Annotated in this window: 16 protein-coding genes; 7 read left to right on the top strand and 9 right to left on the bottom strand. The window is 31.1% G+C overall.

What is annotated here, in order from left to right; all coding sequences use genetic code 11:
- Positions 1-29: 29 nt before the first annotated feature.
- Both BTO06_RS03865 and gyrA read right to left on the bottom strand, forming a co-directional pair.
- On the bottom strand, positions 30-1,274 hold the full coding sequence (locus tag BTO06_RS03865) for a tetratricopeptide repeat protein (RefSeq protein ID WP_100924046.1): 1,245 nt from the start codon (positions 1,272-1,274) through the stop codon (positions 30-32).
- Between the two features lie 33 nt (positions 1,275-1,307).
- A complete protein-coding gene (gene gyrA / locus BTO06_RS03860; protein WP_100924045.1) occupies positions 1,308-3,794 on the bottom strand; it encodes a DNA gyrase subunit A in 2,487 nt (828 codons plus the stop codon).
- A gap of 302 nt (positions 3,795-4,096) precedes the next feature.
- On the opposite strand from gyrA, the gene BTO06_RS03855 reads away from it, so the two are divergent.
- The 5 genes from BTO06_RS03855 to BTO06_RS03835 all read left to right on the top strand — a co-directional run bounded on the left by BTO06_RS03855 (position 4,097) and on the right by BTO06_RS03835 (position 10,774).
- Positions 4,097-6,658, top strand: a complete 2,562-nt coding sequence (locus tag BTO06_RS03855) for an ATP-dependent Clp protease ATP-binding subunit (RefSeq protein ID WP_100924044.1) — start codon at positions 4,097-4,099, stop codon at positions 6,656-6,658.
- 84 nt (positions 6,659-6,742) lie between these two features.
- The gene (locus BTO06_RS03850) at positions 6,743-7,702 is read left to right on the top strand and encodes a septum formation inhibitor Maf (RefSeq protein WP_232731510.1); all 960 of its coding nucleotides are present in this window, start codon (positions 6,743-6,745) and stop codon (positions 7,700-7,702) included.
- Positions 7,703-7,758: 56 nt separating this feature from the next.
- Entirely contained in the window at positions 7,759-9,411 is a 1,653-nt protein-coding gene (locus BTO06_RS03845) for an ArnT family glycosyltransferase (protein WP_100924043.1), read from the top strand.
- On the top strand, positions 9,404-9,601 hold the full coding sequence (locus BTO06_RS03840) for a hypothetical protein (protein WP_100924042.1): 198 nt from the start codon (positions 9,404-9,406) through the stop codon (positions 9,599-9,601). Before BTO06_RS03845 ends, BTO06_RS03840 begins: the two co-directional genes overlap by 8 nt.
- 63 nt (positions 9,602-9,664) lie before the next feature.
- The gene (locus BTO06_RS03835) at positions 9,665-10,774 is read left to right on the top strand and encodes an ArnT family glycosyltransferase (RefSeq protein ID WP_232731509.1); all 1,110 of its coding nucleotides are present in this window, start codon (positions 9,665-9,667) and stop codon (positions 10,772-10,774) included.
- A 254-nt stretch (positions 10,775-11,028) separates the two neighbouring features.
- Here the strand turns inward: BTO06_RS03835 and BTO06_RS03830 are convergent, their stop codons facing one another.
- The 5 genes from BTO06_RS03830 to BTO06_RS03810 form a co-directional block, all read right to left on the bottom strand.
- The gene (locus tag BTO06_RS03830; RefSeq protein WP_100924040.1) at positions 11,029-11,613 is read right to left on the bottom strand and encodes a phosphatase PAP2 family protein; all 585 of its coding nucleotides are present in this window, start codon (positions 11,611-11,613) and stop codon (positions 11,029-11,031) included.
- A 1-nt stretch (position 11,614) separates the two neighbouring features.
- Positions 11,615-12,664, bottom strand: a complete 1,050-nt coding sequence (locus tag BTO06_RS03825) for a peptidylprolyl isomerase (RefSeq protein WP_100924039.1) — start codon at positions 12,662-12,664, stop codon at positions 11,615-11,617.
- Positions 12,665-12,725: 61 nt separating this feature from the next.
- Entirely contained in the window at positions 12,726-13,523 is a 798-nt protein-coding gene (locus BTO06_RS03820; RefSeq protein WP_100924038.1) for an FKBP-type peptidyl-prolyl cis-trans isomerase, read from the bottom strand.
- Positions 13,510-14,055 (bottom strand): gliding motility-associated peptidyl-prolyl isomerase GldI, encoded by a 546-nt coding sequence (gene gldI / locus BTO06_RS03815; RefSeq protein ID WP_100924037.1) that lies wholly within the window; start codon positions 14,053-14,055, stop codon positions 13,510-13,512. The genes BTO06_RS03820 and gldI overlap by 14 nt, the downstream gene beginning before the upstream one ends.
- Positions 14,045-15,073, bottom strand: a complete 1,029-nt coding sequence (locus BTO06_RS03810; RefSeq protein ID WP_100924036.1) for a DHH family phosphoesterase — start codon at positions 15,071-15,073, stop codon at positions 14,045-14,047. Before BTO06_RS03810 ends, gldI begins: the two co-directional genes overlap by 11 nt.
- 236 nt (positions 15,074-15,309) lie before the next feature.
- Here BTO06_RS03810 and BTO06_RS03805 point away from each other — a divergent pair, with 236 nt between their 5' ends.
- Positions 15,310-15,729, top strand: a complete 420-nt coding sequence (locus tag BTO06_RS03805; protein ID WP_100924035.1) for a nucleoside-diphosphate kinase — start codon at positions 15,310-15,312, stop codon at positions 15,727-15,729.
- Positions 15,730-15,827: 98 nt separating this feature from the next.
- Positions 15,828-16,229 (top strand): hypothetical protein, encoded by a 402-nt coding sequence (locus tag BTO06_RS03800; RefSeq protein ID WP_100924034.1) that lies wholly within the window; start codon positions 15,828-15,830, stop codon positions 16,227-16,229.
- Here the strand turns inward: BTO06_RS03800 and BTO06_RS03795 are convergent, their stop codons facing one another.
- A complete protein-coding gene (locus BTO06_RS03795) occupies positions 16,230-16,526 on the bottom strand; it encodes a DUF721 domain-containing protein (protein ID WP_100924033.1) in 297 nt (98 codons plus the stop codon).
- Positions 16,527-16,538: 12 nt separating this feature from the next.
- Positions 16,539-17,627 carry a DNA replication/repair protein RecF gene (recF, locus tag BTO06_RS03790; RefSeq protein WP_100924032.1) on the bottom strand — a complete coding sequence of 363 codons (1,089 nt, stop codon included), beginning with the start codon at positions 17,625-17,627 and terminating at the stop codon, positions 16,539-16,541.
- Positions 17,628-17,653 lie beyond the last annotated feature (26 nt).

Below are 17,653 nucleotides of genomic sequence, written 5' to 3'. Positions count from 1 at the left end.
TCTCTTTTTTATTCTTTAATTTCTTTTAATTATTTCATTGATTTGTATAAGCCTCTAAATTCTTTAGATTTCCCTTCCATTTCAAGAACTTCGTAGATACTCATTAAAGACTTAACTGTATCTAAGCTTCTATTTAAGCTATCTGCCTTTTCTAAATATGGTAAAGCTTCTTTGTAAACTTCTTTTTGCTTAAGAGCTAATTCATCGTACTTCTTAAAGTTTGACAAATTCTTATTCATTTCCTCTACAATAGCCTTCTCCTTGTCTAAAATTACAACTGATAAATTCATGTAAGCATCAGCATAATCTGGCTTAATTTCAATTGCCTTCTTATAGTATTTTTCAGCCTCTTCTGTTCTACCTTGGTTAAAGTTTACTACACCCAAATTATAGTACAATGTTGGGTTATTTGGATCTAATGAAACAGCCTCCGTCATTAATTCTCCAAACTTATCCATTTTACCTAACTCGATATACAACTGAGCCTCATTCAATAATAGGTTTAAGTCTTTTGGATTTGCTTTTCTAGCTTTAGAAATAGCAACGATAGCCTCATCAGTTTTACCTTGCTCTTTTAAAATTAAACCAAAGTTTTTAATGATTGTTGCAGATCTACCCTCAGTCGTTTTTTCAGTTGGAGTAGAATATTTCCCTGACTTAACCATCGCATCTCTTTGCACTTTATTACCTAAATTTTCTTCCTTACCAGTCGCCTTATTGATAGCGAAGTATTGAACTTCTTTGCCTGTGTAACCAATTTGGATCAACTCTTTGTAATAATTAATTGCTGCATCGTAATTCTTAGCTTGAGTTGCACTTACAGCTGCGTTGTATGCAAAAGCAGTATCTCTTGGACTTAATTTATACGTTAAATAAAAGAATTTTGAAGCCTCATCATAATTCTTCTCTTTATTATATAAATTAACTGCTCTTTCAGATACAGATTGGATTAACTTATCTAGCTTCGGTCTAGCCTCACCCGAATAACGTTCTTTCCCTATTTTCTTTTCGAAATCAAATAATTGATTGAAAGCATCAGCTGCCTTTTGATATTCCTTCTTACCAGCAAAAGCCTGCCCTTTTAAGAAGTAATACTTAGATTTATACTTATCATCTGCACTTTCAATTGAAGCATCAAGTGAATTTACAATCGTCAAAGCTCCAGTAAAATCATTATTTTTAAGTGCTTTCTCAATAGATTTAAGCTCTTTTTTTTGAGCAAAAGAACCTAATGTTAGTAAACCTAAAGAAATTGCTAAAACTTGTTTTCTCATCTTAGTTAATATTAGTTATTTTATACTGTATTGTTAATTTACACTAGTTTCGTTTTCAATTTCTGTGCCATTTTCTTCATCTTCCTCGTGCATAACTTTTGCGACTGCTGCGATACTATCACTATTCTTAATATTGATTAATTTTACACCTTGCGTAGCTCTTCCCATAACTCTTAAATCCTCAACAGCCATTCTTATTGTGATTCCTGACTTATTGATGATCATTAGATCGTTAGAATCATCTACATTTTTTATGGCGACCAAATTACCGGTTTTTTCTGAGATATTCAATGTTTTGACACCTTTTCCTCCACGATTTGTAATTCGATAATCCTCAAGTTTAGATCGTTTACCATAACCTTTTTCTGAAACTACCAAGATATTACTCTCCATATCATTTACAGAAACCATTCCAACAACTTCATCTTCTTCATGCTGCAGTGTAATACCTCTAACACCAGAAGCTGTTCGACCCATTGGCCTCGTTTTCTCTTCTTCAAAACGAATTGCTTTACCAGATCTTAATGCCAGCATAACTTGACTATCTCCAGTAGTTAATTTAGCTTCTAATAATTCATCTCCTTCTTTTATAGTAATTGCGTTAATACCATTAGCTCTTGGTCTAGAATATTGTTCTAGAGGTGTTTTCTTAACCTTACCCTTCTTAGTTGCCATGATTACATAATGGTTGTTGATATAATCCTCATCTTTTAAATCATCAGTAACCAAGAATGCCTTCACTTTATCATCCTGTTCGATATTGATCAAGTTTTGAATTGCTCTACCTTTAGTATTCTTTCCTCCTTCTGGAATTTCAAATACTCTCATCCAGAAAACTTTTCCCTTTTGTGTAAAGAACAACATATGCTGATGGTTTGTACCAACAAATAAATGCTCTAAGAAATCTTCATTACGTGTAGTTACTCCTTTTTGACCTCTACCCCCTCTATTTTGAACTTTATATTCATCTAGATTGGTTCTTTTAACATATCCGGCATGAGAAATCGTAACAACAACTTTGGAATTTGGAATCATATCTTCAATTCTCATATCTCCTCCCGCATATTCAATAACTGAACGACGCTCATCACCATATTTATCACGAATTAATTCCAACTCATCCTTGATAATTTGATATCTTCTTGGCTCGTTAGCTAAAATATCTTTTAAATCAGCAATTGTTTTTATGATTTCATCATATTCACCTCTTAATTTGTCTTGTTCTAGTCCAGTTAACTGACGAAGACGCATTTCAACAATAGCTTTGGCTTGAATCTCTGTTAACTCAAATCTTTTTATCAAACTTTCTCTCGCTTCATCGGCATTAGCAGAGCCTCTAATAATTGAAATTACTTCATCAATATTATCTGAAGCAATAATTAAACCTTCTAAAATATGTGCTCTAGCCTCAGCCTTTTTGAGTTCATATTCAGTTCTTCTAACGATTACTTCATGTCTATGTTCTACGAAATAGTGAATTAACTCTTTTAAGTTTAACTGCTGAGGACGACCTTTAACAAGTGCAATATTATTAACACTAAAAGACGTTTGCAATTGCGTGTATTTAAATAATTTATTTAAAACAATATTAGGGATTGCATCACGCTTTAAGACGTAAACGATTCGCATACCCTTTCTGTCTGACTCATCGCGAATACTTGCAATACCTTCTAATTTCTTGTCGTTAACCAAATCAGCAGTTTTCTTAATCATCTCTGCCTTATTGACTTGATATGGTATTTCAGTAACTATGATACATTCACGACCTTTTACCTCTTCAATAGTAGCTTTTGCGCGCATTACGATTCGTCCACGTCCTGTGTGAAAAGCATCTCTTACACCATCATAACCGTAAATAATTCCTCCTGTTGGAAAATCTGGTGCTTTAATGTGCTGCATTAAATCATCGATTTCAATATCACGGTTATCAATATAGGCAATCGTTCCATTGATGACTTCGGTTAAATTGTGTGGCGCCATATTAGTTGCCATACCTACCGCAATACCAGAAGCTCCGTTAACTAATAAGTTCGGAATTCTAGTTGGTAATACAGTTGGCTCGTGTAAAGTATCATCGAAGTTTAACTTGTGATCTACTGTATCTTTCTCAATATCAGAAAGCATTTCTTCTGATATTTTTTGCATTCTAACCTCCGTGTAACGCATAGCTGCCGGACTATCTCCATCAACAGAACCAAAGTTTCCTTGCCCATCAATCATCATGTAACGCATGCTCCAGTTTTGTGCCATACGTACCATAGAATCATAAACCGAAGTATCTCCATGTGGATGATATTTACCTAACACCTCTCCTACTACTCTTGCCGATTTTTTATATGCTCCTGTTGATTTAATTCCTAACTCATGCATTCCGTACAAAACCCTTCTATGTACAGGCTTTAAACCATCTCTTACATCTGGTAAAGCTCTCGAAACAATTACTGACATTGAATAGTCAATGTAAGCGGATTTCATTTGTTCTTCGATATTAATTGGAATTAACTTTTCCCCGTCTGCCATATATCTCAATTTAAATCATTAATACTCATTTCGTCAAAAAAGTGAATTTTAATGTTATAAAATTCACTTTTTAAAATACAAAGTTGTATTTCTTTTTACAAACAGTGCAAGATAGACTTTTACCCATTATTTCCAAACTTTTACTCAATCGTTTTTATTGAACTTATCAACAATCAAAGAAGGTTTTTCTAACAAATAACTAATTAACATCTGAACTGCCTTTTTGTCGTATTGTTTTACTGGCATCGTTTTTGTGTTTTTCATTAAAATTCTTATTAACTTTACAAATCAAGAATATATATATGGACGAAAATTTTTCACCTGGCGTAAGAGATGTAATTACCTTCAGTAAGGAAGAGGCCTTAAGATTAGGACACGACTTTATTGGAACGGAGCATCTTTTACTTGGTTTAATAAGAAAGGGAGACGGAAAAGCGATAGAAATTTTAACCACTTTTGATATAGATTTAGATTTAGTTAGAAATAAATTAGAAAGATTAAACCCTACCTCATCTCTAATTGAAGCAAATCAAAAGAAAAATTTACACTTAACTCGTCAAGCGGAAAAGGCTATAAAAACTACATTTTTAGAAGCTAAATTATACCAAAGTGACGCTATAGACACTGCCCATTTGTTACTATGCATTTTAAGAAATGAGAATGATCCTACAACAAAACTTCTTCAGAAATATGATGTTGACTATGATCAGGCAAAAGCTTTGTATAAAGAGTTAAACATTGATGGTGGCAGCATAATTAATCCTATTGCAGAAACTAATGATGATGAATTCGCTGAGGAAAAATCCGGACCATACGGCCAACAACAATCTTCCCAAAGAAGTAAAGCTAATAAAAAATCAAAAACACCTGTTTTAGACAACTTCGGAAGAGATTTGACTGCTTTAGCTGAAAATGAAAAACTCGATCCTGTAGTCGGAAGATTGAAGGAGATAGAACGTGTTTCCCAAATTTTAAGTAGAAGAAAGAAAAACAATCCAATGCTTATTGGTGAGCCTGGTGTGGGTAAATCAGCAATTGCAGAAGGTTTAGCTCTAAGAATTGTAAATAGAAAAGTTTCAAGAATTCTTTTTGACAAAAGAATAATCTCTCTTGATTTGGCAAGTTTGGTTGCTGGTACAAAGTATAGAGGGCAATTCGAAGAAAGAATGAAAGCTTTGATGAATGAATTAGAAAAAAATGACGATATCATTCTATTTATTGACGAAATTCATACAATCGTAGGCGCAGGTGGCGCTACTGGTTCTTTAGACGCATCTAATATGCTAAAACCAGCTTTAGCTCGTGGAGAAATTCAATGTATTGGTGCGACAACTCTAGATGAATATAGAACAAACATCGAAAAAGATGGAGCATTGGAACGTCGTTTTCAAAAAGTAATGGTAGATCCTACAACTGTTGAAGAAACAATTCAGATTTTACACAATATAAAAGGTAAATACGAAGCACACCATAATGTTGAATTTACGGATGAAGCTATCGAAGCATGTGTGAAATTAACAAACCGATATATGACAGACCGTTTTCTACCAGACAAAGCTATTGATGCTTTAGATGAAGCGGGTTCACGAATTCACATTACAAATATAGTAGTACCTCAACAAATCCTAGAATTAGAATCTAAACTGGAAGAAATTAGAGAACGCAAAACAAAAGCTGTAAGCGGACAAAAATATGAGGAAGCTGCTAAGTTACGTGATGACGAAAAGAACATAGAAGCAGCATTAGATTCAGCTCAAAATCAATGGGAAGAAGATTCAAAGCTTCATAGAGAAACTGTTACTGAAGATAATGTAGCTGAAGTAGTTTCAATGATGACTGGAATTCCTGTAAATAGAGTTGCCGAAGCCGAAAGCCATAGACTGGCAGAACTTCCAAGTATGATTCAAGGAAAGGTTATTGGTCAAGACGAAGCTGTTACCAAAGTTGTGAAAGCAATCCAACGTAATAGAGTTGGTCTAAAAGATCCGAACAAACCAATTGGTTCTTTTATTTTCTTAGGATCTACTGGTGTTGGTAAAACTCAATTAGCAAAAGTATTAGCTCGAGAATTATTTGATTCGGACGAATCTTTAATCAGAATTGACATGAGTGAATACATGGAAAAATTCGCTATCTCAAGACTTATTGGAGCGCCTCCAGGATATGTTGGATACGAAGAAGGTGGACAGTTAACTGAAAAAGTTCGTCGCAAACCATATTCTGTAATTCTTCTAGACGAGATCGAAAAGGCTCATCCAGACGTATTCAATATGTTATTACAAATTCTAGATGATGGGCATGTTACAGATAGTTTAGGAAGAAAAATTGACTTTAGAAATACTATAATTATTATGACATCAAATATTGGTGTTCGTAAGTTAAAAGATTTTGGAGCTGGTGTTGGTTTTGGTACTCAAGCAAAGAAAGAGCAAGAAGATTCAAATGCGAGAGGAATTATAGAAAGCGCCTTAAAGAAATCATTTGCTCCTGAATTTTTAAATCGTATTGATGATGTTATTATTTTCAACTCTCTTGAGCGTGATGATATTCATAAAATCATCGATATTGAACTTAAAAAATTACTCGATCGAATCTCTGATCTTGGATACAAATTAAGCTTAACAGCAAAAGCAAAAGATTATATCGCAGACAAAGGTTTTGATAAGCAATATGGAGCTAGACCATTAAAAAGAGCTATTCAAAAGTTTATTGAGGATGCACTGGCAGAAGAAATTGTAAATTCAAAATTAAACGAGGGAGATTCAATTTTTATGGATCTCAACGATGAAACAAAAGAGTTAACGATAAAAATTGACAAAGGTGAAAAACCTACAGAAACTCGAACAGAAGTTGATGAAGAATAAATAACGAAAGCCCTGAGAATTTCTCGGGGTTTTTTATTATTAAATTTATATAACCATTTCACTCTATTTAAAATGAAATGAATCATGAAACTCACTTTAAAACATAAATTTATTTCTATATTTTCTTTGATCCTTATTTCATTTACACTTTTACAGTCATGCGCCCCAGGTAACGAAAAGGAAAGTTTCAAAGAAACAAATATTGATAAAAGTTCTGAAATCTTTTCGGACAGAAAAGTTAATTCTCAAACAAAAGAATATTGGTTCGATGGAAAAGCTGAAATTTCTAGTTATGAATTAAATCAAATTAGATACGGTGAAATTCATACAGGAATAGCTTCATTGATTTATGTTACAGAACCTTTTTCTAAATCCTCTAATACAAAAGCCGATTTTATTAAAGAAACTAATATTCCAGTTTTAAAACTAAACTCTACAAAAAAATTCAACACTGGAATTTATCCATATTCAATAATGAAGAGTACTTTTTTTCCCTTTGAAAAAACGAATACATCATTAAAAATGGCTTTCTCGATGCAAGAATGGTGCGGAATGATATATACTGAAATGACCAACCGAAACAACTTAATATTTAGTCAAAACTCTTATTTTGAAGGAGCTTCTTATAAAAACAAAAAACTAACGAAGAACACGCTAGAGGACGATTTTTGGTCACTAATAAGGCTCAATCCTGAATTACTTCCTCAAGGAAAGCAAGAAATAATTCCTAGTATGACATTTTTGAATTTAACCCATCAAGAATTGAAAACTTACGAAGCCATATCAAAAACGACAACAACTAGCGATAATTTTTCAAAAACATATGTCATTAAATATCCAACGTTAGACAGAACTTTATCAATTACATTTGAAGCTAAATTTCCATATAAAGTTTTGAGTTGGACCGAAAGTTATAAAAGTGGATATGGGAACCAAAGAAAAAAATTAATTACTACCGCAAAACTCATTAAATCTATAAAAATTGATTACTGGAACAAAAACAAGAATAAGGATAGTTACCTTAGAGATAGTTTAGGTTTTTAAGCTCTTTTAGGGGAAACTAATTAAAAAGCTAAAGCGAATTGTTTAGTTTTGCAATTATGAAATCAATACTACAATCGAAATACTTATTATTACTATTCTTTTTTCTTTTATTTGTAATTAACCTCACACAAAGTTATTTTACAGAATTATTGTCGGATGAAGCCTATTACTGGACTTATAGCAATGAATTAAATTGGGGATATTTTGATCATCCTCCAATGGTTGCAGTTTGGATTTCTATCTCTAAATTTTTCTTTGCCTCAGGAGAATTAAGTGTTCGTTTTTTCTCCTCTATTACACTACCTATAACATTTTATTTTGTTTGGCTTTTAATTGACCACTCAAAAAAATCAAACTACAAATGGTTATTTATTCTTCTAACGTTAACTACTTCGTTATTCAATGTATATGGATTTATTACAGTTCCAGATACGCCTTTGATGCTTTTTACAGCATTATTTTTACTTGGATATAAAAAATATTTAAAAGAAAAATCAACAACTAGTTACATAATACTTGCAATATCAATGGCATGTATGATGTATAGTAAATATCAAGCTATTTTAGTTATTAGTTTTGTATTATTATCAAACTTAAAAGTTTTACTTGACGGAAAAATTTGGCTGACTACTCTTTTAACTTTTGCTTTATTTTCACCACATTTATTTTGGCAAATTGAAAACGACTTTCCTTCTTTTAAGTATCATTTATTTGAAAGAAAAGAGAACGCCGTTTATAAATTTGAAAATACCTACATGCATATTATAAATTCTATTGCAATCATAGGTTTCACATTTCCTATAGTGTATAAATCATTTTTTAAAAATATTAAAAATACAGATTTATTTCAAAAAGCTTTGAACTTCATTGTAATAGGATTTATTAGCTTCTTTTTTATAAGTACCTTCAGTACTCATGCACAAGCACAGTGGATTGTTCCGATATCAATACCATTAATCGTAATTCCTTTTAACTACTTAGTAGAAAACCAAAAAGACATAAAACTATTCAAAATTTTAGCGATTGTAACATTAGTAGCTTCATCTTTTTTACGATTAATAATAGCTACAGACGGGTTATTTCCTAAACAATTTGAGATACATGGAAACAAAAAATGGATTGTAGCTTTGGATGAAAAAATTAAAGATAAAACACCTTTAGTATACAACTCTTATCAAACCACCTCTCTTTATTGGTTCTACTCTGGGAGAAGACCATACCAATTAAACTCTTGGGACAGTAGAAAAAATCAATATGATCTTTACACATACAATAAAAATTATACAATTGAGAATGCTGTTTTAGTTGGCATTAGTAAAAACAATTCACCTACAGATTCTTTACCTAAAAAGAATAAAGGAAAAATTTACTACAAGTACATTAATAATTCATACAGTAAAAACAATTCAATTGAAATAGATTTTTCAGATAATTTAATTTTAACAAAAAATACTAATAATTCTTTTGAAGTTTTGGCTTCAGGAAAAATGTTAAGTAAATTGAATTCATTAAAACTAGCGGTAGCATTAAGTGTTGGAAGAGTTAAAAAAGTATTCCCTGCTATGTTAATTAACGATAAAATTGAATTTAACTTCAACATATCCGATTCAAAATTTAATCCAAGTAGAATTCAATTAATTGGCACTTCTAATCCTGAAATAAACTACATACGATTAAGTCCGATTAAAAGCATTACTGTAAATGAGTAATAACAAATCATTGTTAACTATTATATTATTAATAGTTTGTGTCACATTATTAGGTTTTCCTTTAGATATGATGCCGCCTGACGCAGCTCTTTATGGTTCGATTGCTCAGGAAATGCAATTGAATAATGATTTTGTAAACTTGTATTCTTTAGATAAAGATTTGCTTGATAGGCCACACTTACCTTTCTAGCTAACAGCTTTATCTTTTAAAATTTTTGGAATCTCCAATTTTGCATTTAGATTAACTATTGTTTTGTTCTTTTTATTAGGAATCTGGGCAACTTATAAATTCACTTTAAATAACTATAATAAAGAAACGACAACTTTAGCCGCAATAATTTTAGCAACTTCATTACATAGTGTAATTTCAAATTTTGATGTTAGGGCGGAACCTTATTTAACAGGGTTTATCATAGCTAGTTTATATTGTTTTTACCTTTATATTCAAAATAAGAAATGGACTGATTTAGTAATGGCTTGTTTGGTCTGTGCTTTTGCTATTATCATAAACGAAATATTCGCTATGATTCCAATTGTTGCCGCTTTAAGAGACCATTTTATTATCACAAAAGAATGGAAAGAGATTATAAACCCGATATGGATTCTAGGATTACTATTGGTATCTGTTTTTATTCTTCCTGAGATTTACACATTATACTTGCAGTTTGACATACATCCGGAAAAAATTGTTTTTGGAAAAACCGATGTTTCAGATATAAAATTCTTTTTATGGGATAGTCAATTCGGTCGATTTTTTAATACTGGACCAATCAAAGGTCACGGAGATCCTTTCTTCTTTGTTCATACAATATTATGGGCGTTTTTACCTTGGTCTATTATATTTTATATTACGTCATTCTTAAAGATTAAGAGAAATCTGAAATCAGTAAATACGAACGAAGAATATTATACCTTGTTCGGAACATTAGCAACAATTTTAGTTTTTTCATTAAGTAAATTCAAATTAGCACATTATACCAATATTGTGTTCCCGCTTATGGCGATAATTACTGCTGACTTTATTATCAAACTTAAATCTCGCTATAGAAATCTTCAGAAAACATTTGTTATATCTCAATGGATTTTAATTTCGATTTCAATTATAGCAATTATTGGAATAAGTATTTTAATGAAACCTGATTTCAATTTCTGGATAGTACTTCTACTAAGTTTATGTGTTTTTGGAATAACTCAAGTTTTCAATAACAACAAAGACAAAATTAATAGAAGCTTTTACTTATCATCCATCTCTTTTTGCTTCTTATACGGATTTATGCTTACCCACTTCTATCCTACTCTTTTTAAATACCAAGGAGGTGTTTGTGCTGCGAGATATGTAAATAAAAACAACTTTAAAATATAAATTTACTCAATAACAACAGTCGTAATTTTGGTTTTGAATTTTATTGTATCAAACCTATTTACCGAGTAAATATAGAAGACATAGACAACATAAAAGAAGCCTCTTTTTATGCCAATGAAAAGGACCTTAAATTATTTAAGAACAAAAAAATTTCCTTTACAGTTTTGAAAGAATTCAATTATTACCGAATAACAAAACTAAAAGGAAAATTTCTTAATACGAGCACCCGTGAAGGAACTCTAGGAAAAAAATACCTAATTAGACTGAACTAGGTTTTCTTTAAATATTTTCAGATAAAGTAAACTGTATAATTTATAGAACAACGTTCCTAAAACTATCCCTGATAGATATCCTACGGTTATATCTCCTGGATAATGCACACCTAAATACACTCTACTATAACCGAAAACTAAAGGGAATAAAATCAGAAAGAAAATAAATTTGAATTTACGTCTCAACCAAAGTATTATAAATGTTGTAAATGTTGTAGACAATGAAGCATGACCAGACCAAAAACTATAACCTCTTGGTTTATATGTAAATTGTCTTAAATACTCTTGTAACTCAACAGTATTACAAGGACGAATTCTACCTGTTGTATTTTTTATCAAATTAGTAAATTGATCTGAAAATGTAACCATAAGCGCTATAAATAACAACGAAAAAAGTGTCTTTTTTAATCCAAATTGGATATAAATTAACGCTAAAATAATCACAAAAAGAGGAATCCAATTAAACTGATTTGTAACTGTTAACCAAAATGCATCCCATTTTTCACTACCTAAATTATTTAGGAAAATCAATAGCTCAGCATCTTTTGATTTTATAATATCTAACAAACTACTTACCAACTTTTAAAACGTGTATTTCAAAAATTAAATCTGTATTTGGTTTAATAACTGGCAACCTACCAACTTCACCATATCCTAAATAACTAGGAATAAATAATCTGGCTTTACCACCTTCACTCATCATCCTCGCCCCTTCTTTCCATCCTGCAATAAGTGGTAAATTTGGATCATTAATTGTAAATGTGAACGGTTCTTTTTGATCTAAACTCGATGCGATCTTATTACCTAAATCATCATATAAATGATAATGAACAGTTGTTGGTAAATCTGGATTTACTTTTTTACCAGTTCCTTTTTCAATTTGTAAAAACCTTAGACCAGAACTCGTTACAGAAGAACTATAGTAATCCATTTCTTTTCTAATTTTTTCCTTGGCAACTGCAATTTTTCTTCTTCTCTCCTTCTTTCTTTCCTCAGCGTTGTTTAACTCTTGTATAAAGACATCAGCAGCATTAAATTTTTTTGCTGATTGACCAATCCTAATGATATCTACTTTTTCAATAATATCATTTTGAGCAATCGTATCTACAATGTTCTGTCCGTATGTTACTTTTCCAAAAACTGAATGTTTACCATCTAACCAAGGAGTCGCTTTGTGCGTTATAAAAAATTGAGAAGAATTTGTAGCTGGACCAGCATTCGCCATAGAAAGAACACCTTCCGAATCGTGCTTGTAAATAAGTTGACCTGATTCATTTAAAGGAAATTCATCATCAAATTTGTACCCTACTGAACTACGACCTTGACCTTTTGGTTGACCAGCTTGAACCATAAAATCTTTTATAACTCTATGAAACTTTACGCCATCATAAAAAGGCTTTCCTTTCATTGAATCAATCATTTTCGGATTATTACCTTCAGCTAAGGATACAAAATTTGCTACCGTCATAGGTACTATATCCGCGTGAAGTTTCACCAAAATATCACCTTTATTTGTTTGAATGTCTGCATACAATCCGTCTGATAAGTCAGGATATTTAACTGTTTTACATGATACAATTACAATTGAGACTAAAAGAAAAAATTTAAAAATCTTCATACTTATATTTTAATAAACAAAAAGCACCAACATTTGTTGATGCTCTGAAATTACATTATTCTTAATCATGATGCTTGTGATCAGGACCACTATGATCAGTATGTCCGTCAGCAGCTGGTTTGGTCGAAGATTTAACTTCTAATAGCTCAACTTCAAAAATTAAAGTTGAATAAGGTTTGATAACGTTTCTACTACCTTGAAATCCGTAAGCCAACTCTTGAGGTATAAAGAACTTAAACTTTGAACCTTCTTTCATTAATTGTAAACCTTCAGTCCAACCTTTGATCACTTGTGTTACTCCAAACTCAGCGGGAGTTCCTCTATTTATAGAACTATCGAAAACATTACCATCTATAGTTGTTCCGTGATAATGAACTCTTACATAATCAGCAATCTTTGGAGAAGCTCCGTTTCCTTCTTTTAAAACGATATACTGTAAACCACTTTCTGTAGTTACAACTCCTTCTTTACCTTTATTTTCTGCTAAAAATGCTTCATTTTCTTTCTTATAATCAGCATGTTCAATTTCAGCTTTTTGTTCCATTTCCTTCTTTCTTTTCTCCATATCCTCCATTTGCTTTCTTTGGAAGTAAGACCTCATAAGTTGAACAGCTTCATCAATATTAATTTTAATATTTGTTGAATCTGCACCATTTAAAAAACCTTGAACATACAATTCTGGATCTAATTCTTTTGCATTTGGATCTGCTCTCATTCTTACTCCTGTATTCAATCCTAATGAATAACTTACTGAATCTAATTCAGTTTCTAAGCTTTTATTAGTTCCTCCTAATTGCTTACCACACGACATTACTGTTAATCCTAAAACAGCAACTGCTACAATCTTACTTACTTTCATTATTTAGTTTTTTTATTTCTATTAATGTTAATGTACTTTTTAATGTTTGATTCATTCCTACTTTGTGTCCATCACCCGTAACACCATAAGCTCGGTATGAAGGAATTACAAATGTAATAGTTTCTCCTTTTTTCATCAACTTTATTCCTTCTTGTAAACCAGGAATAAAATCCTCCTTATCTACGATATAATCTTTTGTTTGATAATCATAAAAAGAATCGTTATTAAGTTTGGTAATATTGTAACGAACCTTTACTACATCACCTTTACCAGGTGAATAGATAGAAACTGTATCTTTACTTTGATAAGAGTACCAAAAACCATGAGCCGAGGAATGATATGTATTTAATGTATCTTGCTTGAAATAACTTTTAATCTTCTCTGTCTCTAAAGCATTTAACTTTTTATTTTGAGCTATAACTTCTTTATAAAAGTTAGTAATCGAATGTTGTTTAGGTCTTCTAGGTTCTAATTCCTTACACCCTCCAAAACCTAAAATCATTACACAAATTATATATAATTTACTCTTCATATGAAACTAATAGTTCTTCTTTATAATGAGGTAATAATGATTTAAAATTCTCTACCGTATCTTCCATAGAAATTGTTGACCTTCCACCAGCAGCATTATCATGTCCCCCACCGTTAAAATGAGACCTAGCAAATTTATTTACAGAAAAACTTCCTTTTGATCTAAAGGAGATTTTAATAATTCCTTGCTCAATATCTTCAATAAAAATAACAGCAAACACAATCCCTTTTATTGAAAGAGCATAATTCACAACACCTTCGGTATCTCCTTTCTCATAATTAAATTTATTCTTCTCCTCTTGAGATAAAGTAATGAATGCCGTTTTAAACTCAGGAAGAACCTTAAGATTGGTTAGAGATTGCCCCAAAAGCTGCAACCTACTGTAAGAATTCGCATCATAAACATTACTATGAATTCTATCATTTTGAGCTCCTCTATCAATTAAATTGGCAATAATTCTGTGTGTTTTACTTGTAGTTGATCGAAATCTAAAAGACCCAGTATCTGTCATAATTCCAGTATACAAGCAAGTAGCGATATTCTTCTCAATTAAATCAAAGTCTCCCATCATATCGATAAAACTGTATATCATCTGACATGTTGAACATATTTCAGTATCTGAATACATATATGTAAATTCATCTGGTTGTTGATGATGATCAATTAATGCAAAATCGTTTTCATACTTTTCTAAAGTATTTTTCATATCATCGCCTACACGATGTAACGCATTAAAGTCAAGCAAGAATATAATTTCAGACTTTTTAAGTGCTTTTACACATTGATTATTTTGACGATCAAATCTGTAAACAGTTTCTACTCCAGGAATCCAATGCAAGAAATCAGGGAATTCATTTGGCATTAACACTTGTGCTCTATGTCCTTTTAAATCAAGATAATGTTTTAAACCAAGTGTAGAACCCACGGCATCTCCATCCGGATTTTTATGCCCTATTATTACAATATTCCGAGGCGTTTCTAGGTACGCTTTTAGCGCTTCAAAGTTCTTTAAAATCATAAAGGGCGAATATACAATTTAATATTCTTTTGAGTAAACAATATAAAAAATGTTAATTCTCTAAATAAACAACAAAAGCACTGTTACAATACATTACAAATAAAAAATCACATAGCCCATATTTGTTTTAACAGAAATTAATTACGAGACATTTATACACTCTAAACAATAGTTAACTTGTCGGTAACATTAAAAAATGTATTTTTGCGCGAAATTATAATCAGATTAAAAAACAAATGGCAACGAATAGAACTTTTACAATGATTAAACCAGATGCTGTAGAAAATGGACATACTGGTGCTATTTTAGAAAAAATTAATGCTGCTGGGTTTAGAATTGTAGCAATGAAAAAAACACACATGACTAAGCGTGATGCTGAAACTTTTTATGCTATTCATAAAGAGCGTCCGTTTTTTGGAGAATTGGTTGAGTTTATGACTGGCGGTCCTATTGTTGCTGCAATTTTAGAAAAAGAAAATGCTGTTGAAGATTTTAGAACGTTAATTGGTGCTACTAACCCTGCTGAAGCTGCTGAAGGTACAATCAGAAAGCTTTATGCTACTTCAATCGGAGAAAACGCTGTTCACGGTTCTGATTCTAATGAGAACGCTGAAATAGAAGGAAATTTCCATTTTGCTGGTAGAGAAATGTTTTAAATTTCATTTCAAAAAATAATATTTTTAAAAACTCGTTACGTAACAGTAACGAGTTTTTTATTTAAATTCGCCCGTAATATTCAATGTAATTTAACCTTATGAGAAATGCTGTAGTACTTATTTGTTTTAGTTTATTTGCCATCCAGACGATTTTTACCCAAAATACTAATCAACAAAAAACTTATGAGGTTTTTATTACCAAGCCAGAAGGAGAAAACGCGATTGCAAAAAAAGATTGGTTTAATTACATTCAAATGGATTCAAGCTTAAAATCCATTGAATCAAAAAATAAAAATTCTGATAATTCTAATATATCGTTAATACGCTATTCTTACAATGACTCAAAATTTATATTTGAATTTAATAACGGATTTATTCGAGCTAAAAATCCTACAAAAGAAATTCTATTAAAAATGTATCAGGTATCTAAACGTTTAAATGCCGTGGTAATTGATTCGAATGGAAAAGTTTTTACTGATGATGATTTTTACAAAAATTAATTAAACGAGCATTAATTTCTTAACAATATCTTCTCCCATTTCCTCATTTATCATTGTTACAATTTTCTCTTTTCCGTAACTAAGTTCTTCTCTAAGTACTGAGGAGTTTAAACGTACTACTAGAGTTCCGTTCTGAAGTTTTACTTCACTTGTATACGAAGCAACGCCAGGCCCCATTAATTTAACCCAAGCCTCTTCAATATGAATTTTACGAAAACCCTTTTCAAGTTTGTTCTCTTTGATAAAAGCCCCCATTAAATCTTTTATTGAAAAACTTTCATTTTCTCTCTTTGCCATTAGTTCGTGTACTTATGAATTACCTAAATTAAAAATTTCGTAAGGTTTATTACTCAACTTCACAACGGCTTCTGTTCTCTCAAAGTGAGTATCTGTTATAAATATCTGGCCGAACTCATCTTTATTCACCAAATCAACAATTTGCGCTACTCGATTTTCATCCAGCTTGTCAAAAATATCGTCTAATAACAGTATGGGAGTAATTTTTGACTGTTCTTTTATAAATTCAAACTGAGCTAATTTCAACGCTATTAAATATGACTTTTGTTGACCTTGTGATCCAAATTTTTTTATTGGAAAACTACCTATCTCAAAGTTCAAATCATCTTTATGAACACCAACAGAAGTGTATTGCAAGACTTTATCTTTTTCTAAATTATTTTTCAATAATTGAGCAAAAGAAATATCATTTAGTTGACTCTTGTAATGTAACGATACAATTTCATTTTCATTGGATATAATCTGATATTTTTGATTAAAAATTGGCACAAAGTCTTTTAAAAATGATTTTCTTTTCTCATGAATCTCCGTTCCAAATTGAATCAATTGATCATTATAAACACTTAAATTTAATTCATCAAATGTTCTATTCGCAGCAAAAAACTTCAATAATGCATTTCTCTGGCTTACTACTTTGTTATAAGAAATCAAGGTTTTCAAATACAACTTATCCTGTTGAGAAATAACACCATCAATAAATTTTCTTCTCGTTTCACTCCCTTCGATAATTAAATCACGATCTGCTGGAGAAATAATGACTAAAGGAAATTGACCAATATGATCGGAAAATCGATCATAAACTTTACCATTTCGTTTAAGAACTTTCTTTTGTCCCTTTTTTAATGAACAAATAATTTTTTCGATTCTTTCATTGACTAAATACTCCCCTTCGACAACAAAAAAATCTTGATCGTGACGAATATTTTGACTGGCTACGGGATTAAAATAACTTTTAGAAAAAGATAAATAATAGATCGCATCTAATACATTTGTTTTACCAATACCATTGTTTCCTACAAAACAATTAATCTTCTTTTTGAAATTAAAAGTGTGGCTTTCAATATTTTTAAAATTCACTAAGGATATTTTCTGTAAATACACGTACAAGCTGGTTTCTAAACAAGAAG

The organism is Tenacibaculum sp. SZ-18 (assembly GCF_002813915.1).
Lineage (GTDB): Bacteria > Bacteroidota > Bacteroidia > Flavobacteriales > Flavobacteriaceae > Polaribacter.
Note: the sequence above shows the minus strand (reverse complement) of the source record. Positions and strands in the feature narration are given on the sequence as shown.